Here is a 23,860-nt window from a genome sequence, read left to right as displayed (position 1 = left end):
AGTGGCGTTTTAACTACAGTGATCCAAAACGTCAATTACACCAGCTAAAACAATGGGTTAAACAGGAACTGAACTAGTTATCTAGGACAGCCCCTTTTTAAATAAAAAAGTTGCAAAGAAAGGATCGGGACAGGTTATATTTACTAATCCTCAAATCATAAATGGAGGACAAACGGCATATACACTGAGTCGTATCTATGAAGATGTTCTTGAAGGCAAAGTGTCGATAGATATATTTGACTCTAAAGAAATCCTTCTCAAGGTGATAACTTTTAGTAATAATGATGTAAAAGATGACGAGAAAATTAAACTTATTGAAGAGATATCTAAGGCTACAAACTCTCAGACAGAAGTTACTGAAGCTGACAGGCGTTCAAATGATAAAGTTCAAATTGATTTGCAAAAAGTAATTTTTGATGAGTATGGATTGTTTTATCAAAGAAAATCAGGTGAATATGGTGAAGGTATAAAGAATAAGTATATTAAAAGAGATCAGATAATTGATAGAGAGCTCATTATGAGACTTGCTTTAGCCGTCAATGGTGAACCATCTAAAGCAAGAAGGTCAGGCGAAAAAGTTTTATTTAAGAAGAATAATTTTGATCAAGTACTAGTTGATGCCAGTAAATATAAAGATTACGTTTATGCTTTTACAGTATATACAAAATTGATAGCTATACAAAATAATTTTAAAGATCATGATGGAAATAAAGATGGTCTTGTTAATTATGGATATTCATTGAGGTTTGGAAAACTTTCTGTTGTCTATGCTGTAATGAAATCTTTCAGTAATCATGATTTTTCAAAAATGGAAGAACGTATTGATTTTATTTTGTCTAAATGGCTAGGTTTTGAAAAATATGTGGTTAATTTAGATTCTAACAAATCATATTTCAGAGAGATAGTGGATCAAGATACACAGGAGGTAAGGCTGATTTCGAATTTTGACGGGTACTACAAAGGTAAAACATTGAATAGCCAATTAGAAAAATACGACTTTAACCAAGATACCTTAATATAGTTACGTTGGAATTATTTACCTTAATTATAATACATAGTTTCTAAAATAAAATGATGGCAGTATTCTAAAAAGAAGCACTACCATCATTTAAAACCCAATTTCTAAGCAAAAACCCTAACCCTTCACATTCACCACATAACGCCCAACCACTTTGCTAGACATAAAGCGATCTAAGTATTCTGGCGTTTGCTCTAGCGAAATCTCTTCGCCATAGCTCTCAAGATTAGGTAGTTTCATATCGGTGGCGACACGCTGCCAAATGGCTTCTTTATCCGCCAGTGGAATATAGACCGAATCGATACCAAGTAGGGATACTGCACGAGTAATAAACGGCATGACCGTCATCGAAAACTCAGCGCCACCTGCTAGACCACAGCTCGTCACTGCGCCGCCCGCCTTGGTTTGCTTGAGCAAGTTGGATAAGTAATCACCACCAATTGTATCGATAGCATTTGCCCACAGCTCACGACCGATAGGCTTGTTCCCAATTTCATTGATGGTATCGCGATGACGCACTTCGCTCGCGCCCAATGCTTTCAAATGCTCCCTTTGCTCTGGCTTACCTGAGAAGGCAATCACCTCATAACCCAGCTGACTCAAAATAGCGATGCTGATCGTACCGACGCCGCCTGTTGCACCAGTTACCGCGACTGGACCATCACTGGGTTTTGCCCCCATTTTCTCTAGTTTTTGGATACTGAGTGCTGCGGTTAAGCCGCCCGTACCGTAAGTCATTGCTTCTTTTAAAGTCAGCGTTTTTGGGCAGGGCAATGCCCAATCGGCAGGGATAGAGATCATCTGACCCAGACCGCCATCCGTATCCATGCCGAGATCATAGCCAAACACCAATACTTCTTGCCCTGCGGTAAACGTGCCTGATTTGTCGTTGACAACAACGCCTGCTGCATCAATACCAGGGGTATGCGGATATTGTCTGGTGATTCTTTTATTGCCTGATGCCGACATGGCATCTTTGAAGTTTAACGAGGAATAATGCACTTCTATCAACAAGTCATTTTCTGGCAAGTCACTGACGTTGCGTTCTTGAATACTTTTGCTAAAGGTGCCGTCGGTATTTTCTTCGACGACTAAGGCTTTAAAGGTTTTATTATTAGACATCATATTATTCCTAGTGAGGTTTTTTAGTGTGTGTCTTTATTTGCACGTACATCATTTGCAACTACATCGATGTATGTAAGACAGTCATTTATGCTTTTAACAACACCTTACCATTCTTACTTGCCTGCAATTTGCCATCGACGGCCTTGATGATATCTGCCAAATCAAATGTCGCTTCAACGGGCAGTTTTAAATTGCCATCGTTAGCACGTTCGATCAGCTCATCAATCAAACGCCGTTTGTTTTCAACGCTCATTTCTTGACTGATTTTACTGCCCCAAAAGCCTTTAATCGTTGCTTGTTTAAAAATAATATGGGTTGGATCTAGCACCATTGGTTTGCCTGACATGATGCCAAACGATGCCAATGTGCCACCGTGACCCAGTAACGCCAGCAGATCATTACTCGACTCACCACCGATAGAATCAACCGCGGCACTGATTTTCTCATCACCAAGGATGGCTTTTACTTGATCCTTCCAGTCGTCATCTGAGGTGTTGATATTATGCTTGATACCCAGTGCTTCTAATTCCTTGATAGCATCGTCACTTCTCACGACATTAATGGTGTTAATACCACGCGCGGCGGCTAGCATGGCGAGCGATTTGCCGACCGCGCCATTGGCAGCATTATGGATCACCCACTGACCGCTTGTTAGTGCTAAAAACTCAATCAGCATCAACGCGCTGAGTGGCATCGCAATGAGCTGCGCTGCCATTTCGTCTTCTAAGCTATCAGGCATGACAAATACCATGTCTTTTGAGGCGACAAAATACTCTGCCCATGTCGCTTGTACGCTCGCCGCTGCCACGCGCTGACCAACTTTTAAGTCTTTGACATCCTGACCGACGGCATCGATAATGCCGACCGCTTCGCTACCGCCAATCGCTGGCAGCTCAGGTTTAAAGCCATATTGACCGCGAATGGTTAATAAATCATGGTTGTGGATAGAGGCGAGTACCATTTTGACTCGGACTTCATTGGCTTTTGGTTCAGGAATAGGTGTGTCACCTAAACTGAGGACGTCAGATGGTTTACCGAAGGTACTATAAGTTGCGCTACGCATAATCATTGCCTTTATTTATTTTTAGGTTGTGAGCAACAGTAACAAGTTTGTCTCAGTACCCTCAATGTTACTTTAGTTAAGGAATGTTATGCGTTGCACGTATCGCGTATAGTAAAGCATGAGAAGTAATGCATGAGAAGTAATGCATGATAAGTAACGAATAAGTAGTCGCACCATTAACGTCTACTAAGAGGCTTTATCCTCTTGGCTTAAGTCGCCGATGATGACTGTAAAATCACCGTCTACCATCTCTGTGAGTAATGGCTCACCTTTGTCATTGACGCGGAATAGTCCATATTCAGCCGCTTCAAACGCATCAGCATGACCTTCTTGAAAGAAGAACGCATTGGTCGCCAATTGCACACTCCCGTTACGGATGCGGTAATAAATGGGAAGCTCACTTTTAGTTAAACCTTCACGACTATTACTATCAGCTAAGCGAACAAAATGCCCCACATTATTACCATCGATTTTCACAATTACATACCCATCGCTTGGCTCATAAATACGAAAATCTGTATCAAACTCGTCTAATTCTACATCTAGTTCTGAGCCTAATTCGTCTTGTGTTGAATGAGGGTGCTTTGAGCGCATGGCATCAAAAATATCGCGCTCCAGTGCATAGCTTAACGCCATATAATCGCCTTGCATAAAACCGCGTGGATCGACAGGTGCCAGCGCTAATAATACTGTTTTGCCAGTGGTGAGATGGGTTTCGTATTTGATGATATTCATCGTCATTACGACCAATATCAGTGCTAACCCAAGTAAGGCAACAGTGATGGTGACGGCTCGTTTTTTTAGCCAATGCGTGGATGGTGACGTGTCATCAATCAAGCGCTTAGTCAAAATTTTATTTTTCATGATAGGCGCTCCTGATGTTCGTTGGCGCTCATTGTCACATCAGTATCATCGATAAGGGAGTGAGCGAAATAGCGTTTAATCAATAGCCAACGCCCCATCAGCATGGTCAGTCCGACGATTAGCATTGAGAGAGATTTGATTAGCAACGAAGTATCGAGCTGATAGTAATACCAAAATACATAGCTGACCAAGGCGGTGACACCCAGACCTAACAGCACCCGTTGGCTATTGGCGATCGCAATGACGATGATAAGGCTGGTCGCGAGCAGTCCTGAGACGTAAATCGATATTATCCCAAGCAATACAATCGCACCACCAATGAAGAGTCCCGCTGCCGATAGTAATTTAACGTCGTAACGTTTTAGAATCAGATAAGCGGCATAAAGGCTGGCAAGCGTTAGCAGTCCTTGGGCCAAATAGTAATTGTAGCGAAAAGTGTCGCCATAATAAGAAGCAAGACTATGACTATGTTCAGCGGCGATAAAATACACAGAAATGCACAACAGCATCAGCGCGCTGGCGTAACCAATGGCTTTAGTAACATCAAAAGCATCTGCTCGCCATTTACTAGGTATACGCTGCAATAGAGAATAACGTGATAAGTTGCTGCCAATCGTAATCAGTGCCAATAGCCCCAAACTGACCTCAGGTAGATGGTAATAGTTAAGCCAATAAATCATCAAACCTAGCGTCATTATGCTACCCAATAGGCGATAGATACGGTTGGGCATAATGACCGTCATAATGGCTTGCACGAGTAAAAACAGCCAAACATCTATAGGATGTGACAAATTATTATCAAATAAAGCAAAGCCAATGTAGGCTTGTCCAGCCGAGCTAATAGCCAATGCTAGGCTACTGATAAAGGTATTATCACGGCTTTGCTTGTTTCTAAATAAGACAAAACCCGCCGCGCTGAGTACTAGACCTGTAATTAACAAGGCAATCACACTGTCAAAGCCATCGATGCCGAACAATAACAAAGACAGAAAGGCGATTAGAAACAGACTCGCTACAATACCGCTAAGACCAAAAAGTATTTGTATAAACCAAGGAGTATCGTTTTGAGAGTGATGATTCGCTATCGTTGCCTTAGCACTTGTCTCACCAGTACGGGCATCAACCGCATTGCCGTCAATCAATCCAAGCTGTTGCAGCTGTAAAAGGACATTGTCCGAGTGTTGATTATTCATATCATTACTCATAATTACCTCCTTTGACGACAGCAGTGGGGAGGTTGTTTTCGCTGTTTAAACGTGCTGCATGACGCAGCCAAACGACCGCTGCTGAACTCATGCCAATCAATAATAGGGCTAAGATGAGAAAACCACCCATATCAAAATTGTCTAAAAACAACTTACCCGCCCAAAACATCACCACGACAATGACAGAGCCACATAAATAGGTCAGCATTAATAGATTGATGCGATACCAACAAAATCGCCAAACCATAAATCCGCACCAGCTCATCCATAGCAGCAAAGTGATCAGCGTCATTAAAATATTGGCGTCATCAAAGACATAAAGAATGGCAAGGTAGGTAATAAAATAGCTGCTGAGTAAACCGACGACATAAGCGCTCCAATCCAGCTCGGACTTAAATCGGCTGCGTGTGACTGATGGTGGTTGACGGTCGATAAACACGAGCCACAAGTTTAGCGCCACAAAATTAACAGCGGCAAGCACTGCTATTTGTAAGACACCTTCATAGAAGTAACTAACAAAGGCAAAGTCCATAACGCCGAAATATAAGATGAGACCAGTATTGATTAGCCCCAACCACAGCAGCCATAGCGCAGGGAAGCGGGCGATGATTACCCAAGGAATAATTAATATGGCCCAACCGAAAAACAGCTGCCACGTATCAGCACCCGTTTGATAGACCTGCCCAAATAGCGCCAATAAGCTGCCCGTAATCACGCTAGCAATAAGCAATAATAATTGGCGAATAAGCTGAAACCGTCGCCTAAAAGACAGTGCAACGTACAAGGCAATAGTGACAACCAAGGCCCCTTCGACCAAAGCGAACTTGCCTATTTTGCCCATATTTATCCAGTTATAGGCAATAAAGAATACCAGCGATAATACCAGCGCTATCGCCCCGATAATCAGCAGGGCTTTATCAAAAAAGACCAGCCATGAGCGTTTGCTAGGATAGACTTGCAAATGAATCGCTGCATCGTTGGCATGCGTCAATGGCAGTGTGCCTTGCTTGAGTAAATGCTCGATAGTACGCCGTGGTTGGCTCATAGCGTCCTCTAAATAAAAAGATGATGTTGCTTATCTTAGCTTTTTTGTGAGAGGTGGGTGTACTAAAGTTTATAGTTTTTTACTCAATAAAACTCAATACGACTGAGCAAATGCTCTTGGATGAGATAGGCGCAAATATAAGCGCTCGGCCACGCGACTATACAATCAAAATTTCATCAAGAGATCAGCGTTATTAGCTTTATAAAAAGGAATTAATAGTGATATGGATAGGTATTTATTCTAGATTTAGTGATTTTTATCATGATCTTACTCAGCTATTACAAAAATAAGTAATTGCAAAAATCAAAAAATTGCACGATTTTAAGTAGCGAATAAATCTGGTTTTGAGTATCGAAAATACCACACTATTATTCATCAGCATCGGCTTAAAAATTCTAGTGAATGATTAGTTATTAACAATAGTCTTATAAATAAAATTCATCATATCTACTAGGGTTTTATTGCTTGATAGCATTGAGTTCATTCACTTGACAGTGATAATTAGTGATTTAGAAACTGAGATTTGTAGTAATAAGACAGGTTTCGAATGAGCGGTAGTATATTGCTGATGAAAGGTAATAAGTAGCTATAAAAGTTACTCAATTAATAGTAATCACATCTAAGTTTTGGTCGTCGAAACTGCTTTGAAGGCAATCTTATTTTGCTTGCTAGTATCGGGGAGGAATTAAAACTTATTGACATTTGTATCGTTTTTAATTACTAATAGTTGTCTACGATATGACCAATAGTTAGTCAAAGTATTGTTAATAAACATAGTCAATATACGGATATATTAACTCGAATCACTACTATTTAGTTGATCCGCCCAGCCACTGACCAGCAAGGATAGCTATTATATGATGCGCACTCCTAATCACTTTTTGTCCTCTATATTTCTGCCTACCTCTCTTGCGCTCGCCATGTCTATGACTGGCTGTAGTAGCGATAAGTCTGGCACTGACAGCCAAGCAGCTGCCGTTGATCCTAATGTACTGGCTGATACTCAAGCGCTCGTCGTCAATAATGGTACTGAACCTGAATCACTTGATCCACACAAAGTATCGGGGGTACCAGAATCTACCCTTGGCCGCCAAATGTTAGAAGGTTTAACCAATACGGATGCCGAAGGTAAGACCATTCCAGCAATGGCAACCAGTTGGGAAAGCGAAGACAATAAAGTATGGACCTTTAAGCTGCGCGATGCTAAATGGTCAAATGATGATCCAGTAACGGCAGAGGATTTTGTCTACAGTATGCGCCGCTTGGTCGATCCAAATACTGCGTCGCCGTATTCAAGCTATTTGGTCGATGCCAAAGTAGTCGGCGCTGATCAAATCGTTGATGGTAAGGCTGGCATTGAAACCCTTGGCGTAAAGGCTATCGATGATAAAACCTTACAGATTACGTTATCAGAGCCAGTGCCTTATTTCCCAGATATGTTGATTCATAATTCAGTCAAGCCCGTTCATAAAAAGACCGTTGAAGCCTTTGGTGATAAGTGGACAGCTCCTGAGAACATCGTGGTTAACGGTCCTTACAAGCCTACCCAGTGGCAAATTAACGACAAAATCGTTTTAACGCGCAACGCTTCTTATTACGACGATGCCAATACGACTATCGATACCGTCACTTTCCTGCCGATTCCTTCTAGTACGACTGACGTCGCACGCTATCAGGCGGGTGAAATTGATGTGACCTACAATGAGATTCCAACCGAGCAGTTCGCTTCGCTTAAAGAGCAAGTGGGCGATCAGCTAACCGTATCTCCTTATCTTTGTACTTATTATTACGAGTTTAATACGGTCAAGCCACCGTTCAACGATCCCAAAGTACGTCGCGCTTTAGCCTTAGCTTTGGACCGCGATACCATTGCGGATAAAGTTATCGGTCAAGGACAGACGGCCGCTTATCAGTTGACACCACCTGCCACCAATGGTGATATTGCAAATAGTCCAGAATGGTCGACTTGGGATCAAGAAAAGCGGGTTACTGAGGCCAAAAAACTGCTCACTGAAGCAGGCTATAGCGATAGCAACCCGCTCACTTTTGAGCTGCTATACAACACCAATGACAATCATAAAAAGACTGCGGTCGCGGCTACTTCACTATGGAAGCAAGCGCTCGGCTTCGTCGATGTGACTTTGACCAATAAAGAATGGAAAACCTATTTGGATACTCGCCGTAATGGTAATTATCAAATCGCGCGTGCTGGCTGGTGCGGTGATTATAATGAAGCGTCAGCTTTCTTAAATATTGCCAAATCTGACAATAGTGGCAACTACGGTAAATACAATAACGCTAACTTTGACAGTTTAATGGCGCAAACGCTGAAAGCTGGCGTTAGTCCTGAGCAGCGTGCCAACCTATACAAGCAAGCTGAAGCTCAGCTCGATCAAGATATGGGTTTACTTAACATTTATCATTACGTCAGCCCGCGTCTAGTAAAACCTTATGTCATTGGGTTTCCAACTAAGGATATATTAGACAATTGGCAGGTAAAAAATCTCTCAATTGCTAAGCACTAATCTTTTGACTGATCGCTGAATAGTTCTATTGAGTAGGTATCTGAGAGCGGTAAAAGCAGCTGGTTTCATTTATCGCTCCTATCAAATAACGCTGATAGCGTCATTAGTTTCATTTTTCACAGCCACTCTTATTAGGCGTGTTAGATGAAACTTTTGTTATTTATAAACGACGATTATCGATATTTTAGTTAAAACCAAGTCATTGAAGATTGCTAGTTGAGTGATAACTGGGCGTTAGGTTTGTGCTAGTTATCTCATTTTAATTTAGCTGAAAAATAAGCATCATTATAAAAGAGGCATTATGCTAAAACTGATTTTTCGGCGTATCTTAGAAGCCATTCCGACCTTATTTGTATTGATCACGGTCTCCTTTTTTATGATGCGTTTGGCGCCAGGCAGTCCGTTTACGGGTGAGCGTAGCTTGCCACCTGCGGTACTGGCAAATATCGAGGCCAAATACAATCTCAACGATCCTATGTGGCTACAGTATGTTAATTATCTAAAGCAGCTAGCGGTAGGCGACTTTGGACCGTCTTTTAAGTATAAAGATTATACGGTTAACGAGCTGTTGTCGCAGTCGTTTCCCGTCTCTATGGAGTTGGGTCTGTACGCTTTTATATTGGCATTGGTCTTAGGACTTATCTTCGGTGTTATCGCAGCCCTTAAGCAAAACTCATGGATAGACTACGTACTGATGGCCTTTGCTATGACAGGCGTTGTGATTCCAAGTTTCGTTAAAGCACCATTATTAGTGCTGGTTTTTGCCATTATTTTGCAATGGCTACCAGCTGGTGGCTGGAATGACGGGGCACTCAAAAACCTTGTATTACCAGTCGCCGCTTTAGCGCTCGCTTATGTTGCGAGTATTGCTCGTATCATGCGCGGCTCGATGATTGAAGTGATGAATAGCCAGTATATCCGAACGGCTAAGGCGAAAGGTTTGCCGATGCGCCAAATAGTGATGAGGCATGCGCTGAGACCCGCACTACTACCCGTTATCTCTTATTTGGGCCCAGCCTTTGTCGGTATTATCACAGGCTCTATTGTGATTGAGACTATCTTTGGTTTACCTGGTATCGGACAGTTATTCATTAACGGCGCACTCAATCGTGATTATGGGGTAGTGCTTAGTTTGACCATTTTAGTCGGGGTATTGACCATTGGCTTTAATGCTATCGTCGATATTTTATACGCGGTAATCGATCCAAAGATTCAATATTAAGGCGACCATTTAAGCGCCTTATCATTCCAATACGGTTTGATGGGTATCATTCATTATTATTATGCTAAATAGATTATTAAAAGGACGACTATGAGCCTTACCGCAGACCAGACAACTGACCTAGCAGACATAGGGGCTCAGGAAATCAAAGGCCGCAGCCTTTTGCAAGATGCTAAGCGCCGTTTTTATCGAAATAAGGCCGCCGTAGCCAGTCTTTTTATCTTGCTACTCGTGGCTGCCTTTGTCATCTTTGTACCGATGTTAGCACCTTTTGGCTATGCCGAAACCGACTGGAACTTTATGCAGTCCGCGCCAGCCATCGATAATAAGCACTACTTCGGTACTGATTCACTCGGTCGTGATTTGTTAGTGCGAACCGCAGTAGGTGGTCGTATCTCCTTAATGGTAGGCGTCGCCGGCGCTACGGTTGCAGTGATTTTCGGTACGATATACGGTGCAACGTCAGGCTATCTTGGTGGCAAAGTCGATACCGTGATGATGCGTGTATTAGAAATTTTAAGCGCCTTCCCCTTTATGTTTTTTGTGATTTTATTAGTCACTATCTTTGGTCGTAACCTTATCTTAATCTTTGTGGCGATTGGACTGGTATCGTGGCTGGATGTTGCGCGTATCGTTCGCGGGCAAACGCTAAGCCTAAAGAGTAAAGAGTTTATCGAAGCTGCGCACGTAGGCGGCGTATCAGGCTTTAATATTATCTTACGCCACATCGTGCCCAATGTACTCGGGGTGGTGGTGGTTTACGCCTCTTTATTAGTGCCAACGATGATTTTGTTTGAGTCATTTCTAAGCTTTTTGGGACTTGGTGTTCAAGAGCCGATGACCAGTTGGGGGGCGCTGTTGCAAGAAGGCTCAAAAACCATGCAGGTAGCACCTTGGCAGATTTTGATTCCCTCAGCTTTTTTGGTCATTACTTTATTTTGCTTTAACTTTATTGGCGACGGTCTGCGTGATGCGTTTGACCCTAAAGACCGCTAAGAGGGTGCATCATGAAAAACCAAAGTATGAAGGATAAAAGCATGAAGGGTAAAAGTATGGAAGATAAAAACATAGCCACTCAAAAGATTCATAACGCCGCCAACGCGCCTAGTGCTTCTGAGAAAATAGAGTCTAATACTACTACCTTTAAGATGGGTACTGGTTCAGCGCTCGATAAGCCAGCTAATGCAGAAAATACCTTGTTAGCAGTCAAAGATTTATCGGTACAGTTCACGACCGAAGAGGGTCTAGTAACGGCGGTTAATGGCTTAAATTTTAACCTACATGAAGGCGAAACCTTAGGTATCGTTGGTGAATCTGGTTCAGGTAAGTCGCAGACAGCGTTTGCTATTATGGGGCTACTGGCAAATAACGGTTATGCCAAAGGTTCGGTACGCTTTGAGGGTAATGAGCTACTAGGATTGTCACAAAAAGCACTAAATAAAATTCGTGCCGAGCAGATCGCGATGATCTTTCAAGATCCGATGACCTCATTAAATCCTTATATGAAGATAGGCGACCAGCTCGCTGAAGTATTGATTTTACATAAAGGCATGAGTAAAAAAGACGCTTGGGCCGAATCCATACGAATGCTAGACGCGGTTAAGATTCCAGAAGCCAAGAACCGTATTGGCATGTATCCGCATGAGTTCTCAGGTGGTATGCGTCAGCGGGTCATGATTGCGATGGCATTATTATGTCGCCCTAAGTTGTTGATTGCTGATGAGCCAACCACCGCGCTCGACGTTACTGTTCAGGCGCAGATTATGGTTCTATTAAACGAGCTAAAACGCGACTTTGGCACCACCATTATTATGATTACCCATGATTTGGGGGTTGTGGCGGGTATCTGTGATCGAGTACTGGTGATGTATGCTGGGCGTACCATGGCGTATGGAGAGACTGAAGAGATTTTTTATGCCCCAAGTCATCCATATACCATTGGGCTACTAAAAGCCATTCCGCGTTTGGATAACGATATGGGCAAGCTTGAAACCATTCCAGGTAGTCCACCAAATTTATTAGATTTGCCAGCAGGCTGTCCTTTTTATGAGCGCTGTTCTCATGCTATGGAAATCTGCCGTGATACACCGCCACCGCTGGAATTTCTACCGAACGAGCGTCAACGCGCTTGTCACTGGCACCCTGAAACACCCGTTGGTCACTCACTAGATAGCTCAGCAGATATCGATGCCAATAATCAATCAGGGATGGAGGGCTAGCTCATGATGATACAGAATTTAGATAGCGCCAAAAGCAATAACCCAGCACCGTTATTGCAAGTAAAGGACATTCATACCACCTTTAATATCAAACAAAAAGGTACTTACTTTTGGCAGAAGCCTGTCACTCTAAAAGCAGTTAATGGGGTATCATTTGAGCTATTTGCTGGTGAGACTTTAGGGGTGGTAGGCGAATCAGGCTGCGGTAAATCAACACTTGCTCGTACTATCATCGGATTGATACAAGCTGATTCTGGCAGTATCAAGTTTTGTGATGAAGAGATGGTGGGTGCGTCCAAAAAGACCATGAGATTAAAGCGAAAAGACATTCAAATGATCTTTCAAGATCCGCTGGCATCACTTAACCCGCGCATGACTGTAGGGGATATTATCGCCGAGCCTCTTCGTACTTATTATCCTGAAATGAAGAAGCCTGAGGTGCAAAACGAGGTACGCGCCATCATGAAAAAGGTGGGGCTACTGTCCAATCAAATTAACCGATATCCGCATGAGTTTTCAGGAGGTCAGTGCCAGCGAATAGGCATTGCTCGAGCACTGATATTAAAGCCCAAAATTATTATCTGTGATGAGCCAGTCTCCGCCCTTGATGTCTCGATTCAGGCGCAGGTCATTAATTTATTGCAAGATGTGCAAGAAGAGATGGGGTTAGCGCTTATTTTCATTGCCCATGATCTTTCTGTGATTAAGCACATTGCTGATCGAGTCTTGGTCATGTATTTAGGCAACGCCGCCGAACTGGGTTTGAACAAAGCCGTATACGGCAATCCGACTCATCCCTATACCAAAGCACTGATGTCTGCTGTACCGCTACCTGACCCTATTGCTGAACGTAACAAGGTCATTCAGTTATTAGAGGGTGATTTACCCAGTCCAATCAATCCCCCGTCAGGTTGCGTTTTTCGTACCCGTTGTCCACTAGCTGATGAAGAGTGCGCACAGATTAAACCCGTGTTAGAAGGCACCATAAATCACCGAGTGGCTTGTTTAAAGAACAAGGTCGAGGTGGCTTAAAAGTGGTTTTTGGTTTATGAGTATTGACTGTATTAAAAGCAGGCGGACTTATTGAAATGCTTTTAATACAATCTAATGTTTTTGCTCATTGGTTTTAAACGTCAGCAGTTAGCATCAATTAATCAGTTTCACTGATATCAATAGCCATTTCATTAAGTAATATTAAGTAATGTTATTAGCTAACCACGATGATGGGCTTGGAGATGGCTTTATTACGGGAGTAATTAGGAAGGTCATTAAAGCCTCTTATCCAGATCCAGTCACTTATCATAAGATGACTCAACGTCCCTAATATCCAATCAAAAAATATTTTTTTATCTTCGAATAAAATACCTTCAGCAAGGCTGTGTATACGGCCAAAGATTTCTTAATTCATAGCGGCATGATGATTTACCATCAGCTCACAGCAATGCTTTATCATGGCATTCTCATACTTTAACTTCTAGCTGGTTCAATAAAACTCAATCCTACTGAGCAAATGCTCTTGGATGAGATAGGCGCAAATATAAGCGCTCGGCCACGCGACTATAAAGGCATATTTCCATGAGTGAAACAGCGTGATAAAGAACCCATCGACGAATCCTACATTGATCAGCAGCAATGCAGTTGAGATAATCGTGGACATCAGCAGTGCCATTAAAAAGGTAAAAATAAGCCGATAGTACTTGCGCCGTGTGCGTATTCTGATGGTAGGGAATTTTGCCATAGTGTGGAGGTGTCCTACGTGGTGATGGTGGCGTTTGATGAACGATGAACGATGTTGCGTAGCGTCATGAGTCGTCATTACCAACCATGATATCGTATGTTGTTGAGTGGATAAAATCGTTATTATCAATGGTGACATTCGTTATATTTTAATGACTGTTGTCTCATGCATAAAAATAAAAATTCCTGAAAAATAACAAACTAAAGATGATTAATTTTGCTACGATAAAATCGATTACAACCCACAAATAAGGCAATAAAATGACCGTGCATAAGCAGCGAACATTGGGCATCATCGGTGGTATGAGTTGGGAGAGTAGCGAAAGCTATTATCGGCTGATAAATGAGGGTGTCAAGGATAAGCTGGGTGGCTTACATTCAGCAGATTTATTCATACATAGCGTTGACTTTGCGTTGATTAATAAGCACCAAGAGCAAGATGAATGGGCAGCGCTGGGTGTAATTATGGCTAGCAGTGCTCAGCGTTTGCAAGCCGCTGGCGTACAAGGGCTCATGATTGCCTCTAATACAATGCATAAATTACTTGATGATGTACAAGCCGCGACGCATTTACCTGTTATACATATCGCTGATGCCACTATTGCCGCCATCAAAAAACAGAATCTGTCTAAAATTGCTTTACTGGGCACTGAGTTTACGATGACGGAAGATTTTTATAGGCAGCGTTTGGTGGATGCGGGGCTTCAAGTATTGATACCAGAGAGTGATGCGCGAGCAGAGGTACATCGAATTATCAAAAAAGAGCTGTGCGTCGGTGAATTTAAAGACCGCTCGCGCCAGTATTATCAGCAGGTGATTAAAGATTTAGCGGATCAAGGCGCAGAGGGCGTTATCTTAGGCTGTACAGAAATTGGACTGCTCATTAAACAAGCAGATAGCCCAATTCCAGTATTTGATACCACTTTGATTCATGCAGCGGCAGCGGTGGATTTTTTATTAGAGTAGCGCGGACTGATAAAAGTATTTAAGCCTATAACGTTTTGACCAAGCGCTCTAACAGCTCAATCGTACGCTCTTGTCTAACCAAAGCGACGCCTTGTCCTGCCCATAAAGACTGATACTCCGGGTCAAGATTATTGGTCGCATGGCCACGCAAAAATTTGGTCATCGCATTTAATTGTGGATAGGGCGGTAGCTCATGCGCGCTTTCAAAGCGAGCAAAATCACGCAAATAATTATTTAATAAACCACGAGCCTGCTTACCTGAAAACAGTCTCGTTAAGCGTGTCTCAGCACTGCGTTTATTTTCACTAGCATCAAGTAGTGCTTGTTTATAAATATCATTAATACCGCATTTATCTGTGGTCAAAAATGCCGTTCCGATTTGCGCTAGCTCAGCGCCAGCCGTTTGCACTGCTTTGATATCTTGCCCAGTCATGATGCCACCTGCTGCAATTAACGGAATATCGGTACACGCGCGCGTTTGACTAATTAGTGTCAATAATCCTAGAGGATCGGTTTCACTTTGTGGCAACCAGCCACCGCGATGTCCACCTGCTTCCGCCCCTTGTACACAGACCGCATCTGCCCCAATATCGCTCCATGCTTTGGCTTCTAATGGATGGTTTGCCGTACCGATGACTCGCGTGCCGACACTTTGCAAACGCTGAACTTGCTCGGCGCTGATAATACCAAAGGTAAAACTGGCGACAGGCACAGGATTGTCATAGAGCACTTGCAACTGCTCAGCAAAGCTTTGTGCAGGACGATCGGGGAGCGTAAATTCTATATTCTGCTCTTGGTAATAATTACTCAACCAAGTAGGTATGACGGTATCAAAGGCGCTCGACTCCTGCTCAGACAATACCATTAGATTAATCATAAAAGGGCGATCGGTGAGCGATTTAATGGCGTCAATATGGCTATGCAAAACCTCTGGCGGCGTCATGCCCGATCCCAATGAACCCAGTCCACCAAAGTTACTCACTATCGCCGCCAGCTCAGGTGTGGTTGCGCCTGCCATGGGTGCTTGAACGATGGGGTGGGTCAGATTAAGGGTATTTAGTAAGGTCATGACGGGCGTCCTTTTTATGTTATTAGGTGTTTTATCTCACTTACTTTAACAGAACAGAATAAAGAGCGTGTTGGATAGTGCTTATTTAGTTGCTGAATATGGGGATGGGTTTTGACTACAGTTTTGTAGTTAAGATAGTTGACTATAAAACTGTAGTTAAAGCTTGTTAATACATATATTTGATATTATTAAATATCTAACCAAAGAAAGTTGAAATAAATAATGAATAAAATATCTCAAATTACTCGACGTGACATATTTGATATCTTAAAAATAGAGGAGATTTGGTGGGCAGGAAAGCTAGATGAAACGGAATTTTTATCTAGACTGTACGATTTAGAAAGTATGCCTTCTAGAGACCCTAGATTTTCGGATGCAGCAGGTGATATTTGGCAACACAGAATTAATAATGATGATTGGGAAGATAATTGGATATTTAATGATGAAAGATTTAATTTATTAAAATGTAATGATGCGTCTTTTTTAAATTTTTTATGTGAAATGATACACCCAGTGGTAAAAGGATATTTACACGAAGTGGATAAGCTTCATCATATATTCAATGATAGCCTGAGTAATGATGGGTTTGAAATTATCGAGAGAACACGTATCTCTAATAGACCAGTTTTTAGCGGTAGAATGAAGTTTACAGGCAAATCATCGATCGAGAAAAAGGGTAACGAAATTAAAATTATTTTTAACGCTGATTACGTTTCTCAACAGATTAATTTAATAGAATCGTCAATTGAAACTTCTCCTTATCAGGCTATAGGAGTAGCGAAGGAGTTGATGGAAACTGCTTGTAAATCAATATTCAAAAGTAGGCAAGAAGAATACAATAAAAACTGGGACTTGTCTAAATTGATGAGAGAAACTACTAAACTGCTTAAAATTACGCCTGATGATATATCTAATGAAGCAAAAGCGGCGAAATCAATAAGACAGATTTTAGGTAGTTTATCCGCAGTCGTTCAAGGAATTGCAGAGGTTAGAAACGAATATGGTAGTGGTCATGGTAAAGATAGTAGTTTCAAAGGTCTACAACCTAGGCACGCTAAGTTAGCCGTTGGGGCATTATCCACTTTAGCCATATACTTATTAGAAACAAATGAAATGAGAAAGGATGATTAAAATTTAGCCGTTAAAGTCACTGTGCTTACTTAAAAGATGAAAAAAAGGTCAGCTTTTAAACTATCAAAAAGATAATTTAGAAAACTGACCTATTTTTATAAACTTATAGCTTAGCTTAAATGCTTAATTCAACTGCAAAGAACCCTTCGCATTCATCAGCAGCTCAACCACATCATCACCGCTAATCACTTCAAAGCGCTTATCAATTGCGGATTCTTCGACACCATTATGTTTCATGCAAGCGCCGCAGACCAATACTTGACCGCCGTTCTCGATAAAGGCTTCTAACAATTCGCCCGCAGGTTCAAATGGCGCGCCAATATTGACACTGTCTAAAGCGTTGGGCAATGCCAAATGTACCGCGTCCACCATCAATATCACTGAGGCAGAATGACCTTTTTTAAGTGCGACACCTGCCATAGTAAATGCTAAGGTGATTTTGCTTGGATTTGATTCACTATTATCAAATAACGTACCGACATAATCCGTCGTGTTAGCCATATTATTCTCCTTATAAGACTGTTTTAATTAAATAGTATTTAGTTGAGCTGAGTATGATGCTCATTACTATCCTAGCATTTAATATATATATTTATATAATGTATTGTTAGGAAATAGTAGTTATAAGGTTAACTGATTGTGAATAGGTGTTTGTGACTTATGAATCACGTTAAAAAATAAATGCTAACTTTGCGGTGGCCACGGGCGATCAGCATCACTGACGATCCATTCTGCCACATAGCCACTCGGTGGCAACTGCCAATCTGCTTGCCCCAATGAGGCTAGTACACGTGCTGTTTCTATCACCTTACCTTTTTCAGTCACGCCCGTCCGCAGTAGAGCAGAGGAGCAAGGTTTGCCCTTTACCCACATCGACTGCTCGATATATATCCAACGCTCATCGAAGCCGACAATATGCGTTTTCATGGTGACCTTATCAAAAGCGCGAATACGTTTGCGATATTGGATGGTACTGCCAGCGACGACCAAACCCCAACGCTGCTTGAGCAGTTGACGTCCAAGCCCGCTACGCACCGCGAAGTCAGTACGACCCATATCAAAAAGGGTAAGTACGCGACCATTATTCATCTCTAAGAAATTATCAATATCTGTCAGACGACAGCGAAAGCTAATCTCACTCGTATCTTTAAACGTTAAGGTATTGCCTTTTTTGACTTGTAGCGCGGCGTGGGCGATGGTGCTGGCATAACGGATAAATGGATACATAGTGCAATCTCAAAAGAGTAAAAGGTAAGGTGAGTATTCTTATTTTAGGGCTTATTAGATGCTACACCGATATGATTAAAATAAGCGCTGACAGTTTCAGGTATCCAGTTGATATCAAATCTTGATTTTTTATAAAGATGAGGTGATTTGTCTTTGTCAGAGCGATAACGAATAAAACCCACATGCCCGCCATGCTCAGTGTCTAAGATAGTGACACTGTCAGACACATCGTTTGGCGTGGCGGTAAAACCAAGGAAGGGGTCGTCTTTGGCACTAATTAACAATAAAGGCTTCGTTACTTTTATTAAATAAGGCAGGGCTGATGAGGCTTGATAGTAGTGGTTATTAGAGCGGTAGCCGTGACGCGGCGCGGTAAAGATATCGTCAAAGTCACTGATGCGATTGACCGCTTTGATCGAGTCGATCTCTTCTTTGCTGATGTCATTGGCTAAGGCTTTTTTGATAATCGGGTTGAGCAAGTAAGGCGTGTAGATACGATGGCTCAAAAAGCTGTGCATACTAAGCGCCGCCGATGACATATCGACGGGAGCGGAAATGACAGCCGCGCCTTGGCAGATTGCTTTATCACCATATTCGCCCATGTATTTCGCCAACGCGTTACCGCCTAGTGACACCCCAACCGCATAAATATTGGCGTATTGCTGACTTAGATTTTGCAGAGCGTGATGCACTTCATCCGTGTCACCCGCATTATAAAAAACTCGACCATTAGCAGGAATGCCGCCACAACTGCGGAAGTGCGCCACCACAAAGTGCCAGCCCTGAGCGTGCATCTGATGCGCCAAAGCACGTGCATAATGGCTGTCGCTGCTGCCTTCCATACCGTGGAATAGCACGATTAATGGCGTTTGTTCACACTCGCTGTTTTCTACGGTTGCGATAGGATGCGCATCATAAAAGTCATAAGCAATATCACTTTCATCCAACGAGTCTTTTTCGACCACACGGCGATAAGTAGGCGTTTTGGGCGCAAAAAACTTAGGCAAGATGCTTTGCAGATGCGGATTGGCCAGCCAAAAGGGCGGCTTAAAAGGCGCTGGAGAGAAGGGTTGGCTCGGTTTTGAAGTTGGCGAATTTGAGGTAGGCATATAGGGGTCTTATTTTATGTTTATTAGAAATCGTTGTTAATAATCAGTGCCTTATCATACCCATGACAGTTATCAAAACCAATAAGATTTAGTGAATGCTCAGTGAACGCATGATTACTCATTCACTTTTTCCGACGCATTTAATACCCGTCCATCCATCGCAAGGCGTTCTTTTAAATGGTCGATATCTGCCTCAGCAAGCGTTACGGTCAATGTCACTTGTTTACTATAGGCAACATCATCGATACTGCCATTTAAACTGTCAACTACATAGCGGCACTGCGCTTCGGTCGCAAACTCTGCCAATATCTGTACTTGCGCCATCGGCACATAAGGCAGCAATATCATTTCATCGACTACTGCTTGCGCTGCGCCTGCATAAGCACGTGTTAGACCGCCTGCGCCCAGTTTAATACCACCAAAATAACGCACGACGATGATAATGACGTTACCGATCGCTTTATGCTGCAACACATTTAATATCGGGCGACCTGCCGTACCATTCGGTTCACCATCATCATCAAAGCCTGCACTGGTCGTATTATTGGGGTCACCAATGATATACGCCCAGCAGTGGTGGCGCGCATCGGCATATTGCTCACGTAGTTGTTCCACGTGAAACATTGCCTGTTCACGCGAAATGACTGGATAAGCGTAAGCAATAAACTCGGATTTTTTAATTTCTAAGCGCGTAGTGACAGCACGTTTTAGCGTTTGATAGCTCATATTTCATCAGGTCTAGGTTGGATATGGTAAACTTGTCTAACTTTCACTGTCGTCCACATTGGGTGCAGTGTTCATTTAATTTTTTATTATAGTACCACTTCTGACCCATGAAGATAGCGGACAAGCTCAGTGCGAGTGCTGGTGTCGTTAGCTGCTACGGTAAAGTAGGTATCATCAAACGAATGGTAGGCAATATATGCGTCTAGATAAATTTTTGAGTAAAGCCACTGAGCTATCGCGTAAAGAATCCAAAAAAATTCTGCACGCTGGTGAAGTGACGGTAAATGATCAGGTCATCAAAGACCCCGGTGTCCACGTCGATGTGGTCAATGACGATGTGATTTGGGCAGGCGAGCCATTATCGGTCGCTGCGGGCAGTCGTTATATTCTATTACATAAGCCTGAAGGCTTTGAATGTACGCTGAAAGTAAAAGAGCATCCAATTGTCACTGAGCTGATTGCGGTGCCAGAGCTTGGTAGCTTGCGCATTGCAGGTCGCCTTGATGTTGATACGACCGGCGCATTATTGATGAGTGATGATGGTAAATGGTTGCACCGTGTCACCAGTCCTAAGCACGAACATGCCAAAATTTATGAGCTGACTTTAGCAGATGCGATGGATGAAGCGGCGCAAGCCAATGCCGTCAAAGAAGTCGCTGAAGGCATTCTTTTAGAAGGCGATCACGAAGAAACTAGACCTGCCGTTCTCGAATTCATTGACGAGACCCATGCACGTTTGACCCTTGAGCAAGGTAAATATCATCAGGTAAAACGGATGATGGGTTACTTTGGTAATAGAGTGGTTGAGCTGCATCGCGCTAGTGTCGGTCATATTACTTTGGAAGGATTAGAGAAAGGCGACAGTCGCTTTTTAACACCTGAAGAAGTCGCTAAGTTCTAAGTTTTTTATCTTGAAATGAACTCGCAAGCACTTCTTTACAATCAGCAGCCACTTCACGTGTGCTGCTTTTTTTGACCGTAGTGTTTGACCATGGTTTTTAACTGTAGTTTTTATCTATCACTTTTACCCTGTTATGTCTCGCGTGCACACTGTGTTGCCTATCTCTTAAAGCTCAGTAGCAGTTTTGCAAAATTGAGCCGTTAAACCTTTGCAAAAGTATTCCTTGTGCTAAAGTCTGCCTATCTTTTTTTAATCTATTTTTTTACATAATATCGTTATCTTTATTAAAAGTAGCTATTGTTGGTGTAATGGACAAAACTCATGCTGGCGTAGGGTCTAACGCTATATACTGTCTATATTTGCAAGGAATCAACGCTATGAATCAAAAAACTGCCCTTTTTGTAGCGATAAACACACCAAGAAGAATGGACGTAAGCTAGGCAAACAACAGTATCAATGTCTCACTTGTAGGCGGCAATTTTTAGGTGGCAAAAGACTCAATAATCAAACCCTTTGGACTGAATATACCCAAGGTAAACAGACCTACCAACAGTTGGCTGATAAATATCACTGTAGTCTTAAAACCATTCAAAGACGCTTAGACACAGTCAGTATTGACTATTAAGTTAAGCGACCGAATACTGCTAATATCATCATGGACACCACTTACTTCGGTCGTAAGTTCGGTTTAATGGTTTTTATGGACAATACTACTAAAGCCGTCCTTTACTACGCGATAGTCAGTCATGAGACCAACAGTGCCTACAAGCAAGGAATTGATCATCTAGCATCGTTAGGCGTCGATGTACAAAGCATTACCTGTGATGGTAGACGAGGACTGCGTACGTTATTTACCCACACCCCTTGTCAGATGTGCCAGTTCCATCAAATACAAATAGTGACTCGTTACCTCACTCGTCGCCCTAAAAACATTGTTAGTATCGAGCTTAGATGGCTTGCTTTAAACTTAACAAAGCTTAATAAAGCTGACTTCACAAAATGCTTAGATCAGTGGTATTTAACTCATGAAGACTATCTGAATGAGCGTAGTACCAATGATGATAACGGTAGAACATGGTACACGCATAAGCGTCTTAGAAGTGCTTATCGTAGTCTCAGAATCAATAGTGATTGGCTATTCACTTATCAAGAATACGAGCACTTAGACATGCCAAATACCACTAATTCTCTTGAAGGGTTATTCAGTGAGTTAAAGCGACAATTACACAGTCATCATGGGCTAAATGAGCAGCGTAAGTTGCGGTTTATTAAAAACTTTTTAAGGTCAAAGTCACTCAAATAACATGAATTTTGTCCATTAGCGACTACCTTCTACTTTTTAGCATGAATTTTGTCCATTACACCCTATTGTTAGAAACCGATATTGTTAGAAACGAGCATTATTAGAAGCGGCTATTCTTAAGATTGAGTGTTGTTAAAATTAAAAGTTATTAAAAATCGTTGTTACTGAAACGCGCTGTTATTAAAAGCTGTTTTTGTTAAAACCAGATAGGACTGTCTCTGTGAAATCATCTCTATTAAAATCTGCCAGTTTAATTGGCGCCATGTTATTGGCAACCACCGCTTGTGCCCAGTCTAGTGATACTGCCGCTACTAACCAAGAAGCAAGCCAGAGTACTCAAAATACAAAAGCTGCTGGCACTGTTAGCAAGTCTGTTGACAGTCGCTTGCGCCAATTGCTCACTCAGGCAGGGATCAAAACACAAATTAGCTCTATTGTGCCGTCCAACTTGCCCAATATGTATCAAGTTAACTTGGCGGGGCAGTTGCCTTTGCATATCACTGAAGATGGCAAATATGTCATTCAAGGCGAGCTACAAAAGAATCCAAGCAAGCGTGTAGTCACCAAGACGCCAGCGCGTAGCACCAGTGCGCAGGCAGGCAAACCTGTTAGTGCGAGTGTCAAAGCTGATATATTGGCAAATATGGATGCGCTGAAAAATATGAGTGCCAAAACGCCGTTCTTTTATACCGCAGTGCCAGGCGTGATTTGGGGTGCGACATTAGAAGGTGTGCCTTTTTTACTATCGGATGATGCACAATATATTACTGATGGCGAGATTTCTGTCATCGAAAATGGTCAATTCATCGGACTCGATGAGCAGTTTGAAAAGCGTAAAAATCAGTCTGTGTTTGCAACTTTAGATGAAAGCCAGCTGATTAATTATCCAGCGACCGGCCCTGAGAGAGCGGTTATTTATGTGGCCAATGATGTCAACTGTCCTTACTGCCGCCGCTTGCATCAACAGCTACCGATGCTTAATGCCAAAGGTGTGACGGTCAAAACCATTGGTTATCCGATATACGAGCAGTCCCCTGAGCAAATGCGTGGCATTTGGTGTCAAAGTGATGAGGACAGCCGCCGTAAAGCTTTTGATAAAGCAATGTTGCAGGGTGAGATGACACCGGCACCAGCAAGTTGTAAAGCCGATCATGTAACGCCCAATCGTGAAAAAGCAGCAGGGCTTGCGGTGATGGCAACGCCTGCTATCTACCGTGAAGATGGCGTGCTGTTTCAAGCGAGCTTTGAGAGTCCTGAGTTTTTAGAATTTTTGGGCGTACAGTAGCTCACATAGATGTTTGATTTCGCATAGATGTTTAATAAAGTTATGAATAAAAAATGTGTTAAAAGATGATATTCCTTAAGATTGATAAAAAAAATAGCCACATAAGTAATTTATGGGGCT

At 42.4% G+C, this 23,860-nt stretch carries 22 protein-coding genes; 11 read left to right on the top strand and 11 right to left on the bottom strand.

Translation table 11 applies throughout. The annotated features are described in order from the left end of the window. Positions 1 to 136 precede the first annotated feature (136 nt). Positions 137 to 1,021: an AIPR family protein gene (locus ACI2JM_RS02005; protein WP_404641723.1), complete on the top strand. Its 885-nt coding sequence runs from the start codon at positions 137 to 139 to the stop codon at positions 1,019 to 1,021. Positions 1,022 to 1,135: 114 nt separating this feature from the next. Here the strand turns inward: ACI2JM_RS02005 and ACI2JM_RS02000 are convergent, their stop codons facing one another. The 5 genes from ACI2JM_RS02000 to ACI2JM_RS01980 all read right to left on the bottom strand — a co-directional run bounded on the left by ACI2JM_RS02000 (position 1,136) and on the right by ACI2JM_RS01980 (position 6,320). Further along, positions 1,136 to 2,140 carry a YhdH/YhfP family quinone oxidoreductase gene (locus ACI2JM_RS02000; RefSeq protein WP_404641705.1) on the bottom strand — a complete coding sequence of 335 codons (1,005 nt, stop codon included), beginning with the start codon at positions 2,138 to 2,140 and terminating at the stop codon, positions 1,136 to 1,138. A gap of 88 nt (positions 2,141 to 2,228) precedes the next feature. Then, on the bottom strand, positions 2,229 to 3,206 hold the full coding sequence (locus ACI2JM_RS01995; RefSeq protein WP_404641703.1) for a zinc-binding dehydrogenase: 978 nt from the start codon (positions 3,204 to 3,206) through the stop codon (positions 2,229 to 2,231). 186 nt (positions 3,207 to 3,392) lie between these two features. Further along, on the bottom strand, positions 3,393 to 4,070 hold the full coding sequence (locus ACI2JM_RS01990; RefSeq protein WP_404641701.1) for a GDYXXLXY domain-containing protein: 678 nt from the start codon (positions 4,068 to 4,070) through the stop codon (positions 3,393 to 3,395). Beyond that, a complete protein-coding gene (locus ACI2JM_RS01985; protein ID WP_404641699.1) occupies positions 4,067 to 5,275 on the bottom strand; it encodes a DUF4401 domain-containing protein in 1,209 nt (402 codons plus the stop codon). Before ACI2JM_RS01985 ends, ACI2JM_RS01990 begins: the two co-directional genes overlap by 4 nt. Beyond that, positions 5,268 to 6,320 carry a DUF2157 domain-containing protein gene (locus ACI2JM_RS01980; RefSeq protein WP_404641697.1) on the bottom strand — a complete coding sequence of 351 codons (1,053 nt, stop codon included), beginning with the start codon at positions 6,318 to 6,320 and terminating at the stop codon, positions 5,268 to 5,270. Before ACI2JM_RS01980 ends, ACI2JM_RS01985 begins: the two co-directional genes overlap by 8 nt. 857 nt (positions 6,321 to 7,177) lie before the next feature. Here ACI2JM_RS01980 and ACI2JM_RS01975 point away from each other — a divergent pair. From ACI2JM_RS01975 to oppF, 5 genes are all read left to right on the top strand, one after another. Further along, positions 7,178 to 8,845: an ABC transporter substrate-binding protein gene (locus ACI2JM_RS01975; RefSeq protein WP_238034899.1), complete on the top strand. Its 1,668-nt coding sequence runs from the start codon at positions 7,178 to 7,180 to the stop codon at positions 8,843 to 8,845. Positions 8,846 to 9,146: 301 nt separating this feature from the next. Next, positions 9,147 to 10,067 (top strand): oligopeptide ABC transporter permease OppB, encoded by a 921-nt coding sequence (oppB, locus tag ACI2JM_RS01970; RefSeq protein ID WP_045453981.1) that lies wholly within the window; start codon positions 9,147 to 9,149, stop codon positions 10,065 to 10,067. 90 nt (positions 10,068 to 10,157) lie between these two features. Then, positions 10,158 to 11,063, top strand: coding sequence for an oligopeptide ABC transporter permease OppC (oppC, locus tag ACI2JM_RS01965; RefSeq protein ID WP_201501720.1), 906 nt, complete (start codon positions 10,158 to 10,160; stop codon positions 11,061 to 11,063). Positions 11,064 to 11,215: 152 nt separating this feature from the next. Then, positions 11,216 to 12,286, top strand: coding sequence for an oligopeptide ABC transporter ATP-binding protein OppD (oppD, locus tag ACI2JM_RS01960; protein ID WP_404641721.1), 1,071 nt, complete (start codon positions 11,216 to 11,218; stop codon positions 12,284 to 12,286). Positions 12,287 to 12,289: 3 nt separating this feature from the next. Next, the gene (gene oppF / locus ACI2JM_RS01955; RefSeq protein WP_087814920.1) at positions 12,290 to 13,318 is read left to right on the top strand and encodes a murein tripeptide/oligopeptide ABC transporter ATP binding protein OppF; all 1,029 of its coding nucleotides are present in this window, start codon (positions 12,290 to 12,292) and stop codon (positions 13,316 to 13,318) included. Positions 13,319 to 13,769: 451 nt separating this feature from the next. Here oppF and ACI2JM_RS01950 read toward each other — a convergent pair whose 3' ends face one another. Then, positions 13,770 to 14,024 (bottom strand): DUF2798 domain-containing protein, encoded by a 255-nt coding sequence (locus ACI2JM_RS01950; protein ID WP_045442930.1) that lies wholly within the window; start codon positions 14,022 to 14,024, stop codon positions 13,770 to 13,772. A 260-nt stretch (positions 14,025 to 14,284) separates the two neighbouring features. Here ACI2JM_RS01950 and ACI2JM_RS01945 point away from each other — a divergent pair, with 260 nt between their 5' ends. Next, positions 14,285 to 14,989, top strand: coding sequence for an aspartate/glutamate racemase family protein (locus ACI2JM_RS01945; protein ID WP_404641694.1), 705 nt, complete (start codon positions 14,285 to 14,287; stop codon positions 14,987 to 14,989). Positions 14,990 to 15,014: 25 nt separating this feature from the next. On the opposite strand, the gene ACI2JM_RS01940 is transcribed toward ACI2JM_RS01945, so the two are convergent. Continuing rightward, positions 15,015 to 16,058 (bottom strand): NAD(P)H-dependent flavin oxidoreductase, encoded by a 1,044-nt coding sequence (locus ACI2JM_RS01940; RefSeq protein WP_404641692.1) that lies wholly within the window; start codon positions 16,056 to 16,058, stop codon positions 15,015 to 15,017. A gap of 222 nt (positions 16,059 to 16,280) precedes the next feature. Here ACI2JM_RS01940 and ACI2JM_RS01935 point away from each other — a divergent pair, with 222 nt between their 5' ends. After that, positions 16,281 to 17,189 carry an abortive infection family protein gene (locus tag ACI2JM_RS01935; protein WP_404641690.1) on the top strand — a complete coding sequence of 303 codons (909 nt, stop codon included), beginning with the start codon at positions 16,281 to 16,283 and terminating at the stop codon, positions 17,187 to 17,189. Positions 17,190 to 17,312: 123 nt separating this feature from the next. On the opposite strand, the gene ACI2JM_RS01930 is transcribed toward ACI2JM_RS01935, so the two are convergent. From ACI2JM_RS01930 to ACI2JM_RS01915, 4 genes are all read right to left on the bottom strand, one after another. Then, positions 17,313 to 17,690, bottom strand: coding sequence for a DsrE family protein (locus tag ACI2JM_RS01930; protein ID WP_404641688.1), 378 nt, complete (start codon positions 17,688 to 17,690; stop codon positions 17,313 to 17,315). Positions 17,691 to 17,873: 183 nt separating this feature from the next. After that, positions 17,874 to 18,416, bottom strand: a complete 543-nt coding sequence (locus tag ACI2JM_RS01925; RefSeq protein ID WP_060490140.1) for an acyl-CoA thioesterase — start codon at positions 18,414 to 18,416, stop codon at positions 17,874 to 17,876. Between the two features lie 44 nt (positions 18,417 to 18,460). Beyond that, positions 18,461 to 19,525: a YheT family hydrolase gene (locus tag ACI2JM_RS01920; RefSeq protein ID WP_404641685.1), complete on the bottom strand. Its 1,065-nt coding sequence runs from the start codon at positions 19,523 to 19,525 to the stop codon at positions 18,461 to 18,463. A gap of 114 nt (positions 19,526 to 19,639) precedes the next feature. Beyond that, positions 19,640 to 20,251, bottom strand: coding sequence for a YigZ family protein (locus ACI2JM_RS01915; RefSeq protein WP_404641683.1), 612 nt, complete (start codon positions 20,249 to 20,251; stop codon positions 19,640 to 19,642). 196 nt (positions 20,252 to 20,447) lie between these two features. Here ACI2JM_RS01915 and ACI2JM_RS01910 point away from each other — a divergent pair, with 196 nt between their 5' ends. The 3 genes from ACI2JM_RS01910 to ACI2JM_RS01900 all read left to right on the top strand — a co-directional run bounded on the left by ACI2JM_RS01910 (position 20,448) and on the right by ACI2JM_RS01900 (position 23,740). Beyond that, positions 20,448 to 21,152, top strand: coding sequence for a pseudouridine synthase (locus ACI2JM_RS01910; protein ID WP_404641681.1), 705 nt, complete (start codon positions 20,448 to 20,450; stop codon positions 21,150 to 21,152). Positions 21,153 to 21,807: 655 nt separating this feature from the next. Continuing rightward, a complete protein-coding gene (locus ACI2JM_RS01905; RefSeq protein WP_404641679.1) occupies positions 21,808 to 22,455 on the top strand; it encodes a transposase in 648 nt (215 codons plus the stop codon). A gap of 220 nt (positions 22,456 to 22,675) precedes the next feature. After that, positions 22,676 to 23,740, top strand: coding sequence for a disulfide isomerase DsbC N-terminal domain-containing protein (locus ACI2JM_RS01900; RefSeq protein ID WP_404641677.1), 1,065 nt, complete (start codon positions 22,676 to 22,678; stop codon positions 23,738 to 23,740). Positions 23,741 to 23,860: the final 120 nt, after the last annotated feature.

Source organism: Psychrobacter sp. NPDC064578, from assembly GCF_044901245.1.
GTDB lineage: Bacteria > Pseudomonadota > Gammaproteobacteria > Pseudomonadales > Moraxellaceae > Psychrobacter > Psychrobacter cibarius_C.
Note: the sequence above shows the minus strand (reverse complement) of the source record. Positions and strands in the feature narration are given on the sequence as shown.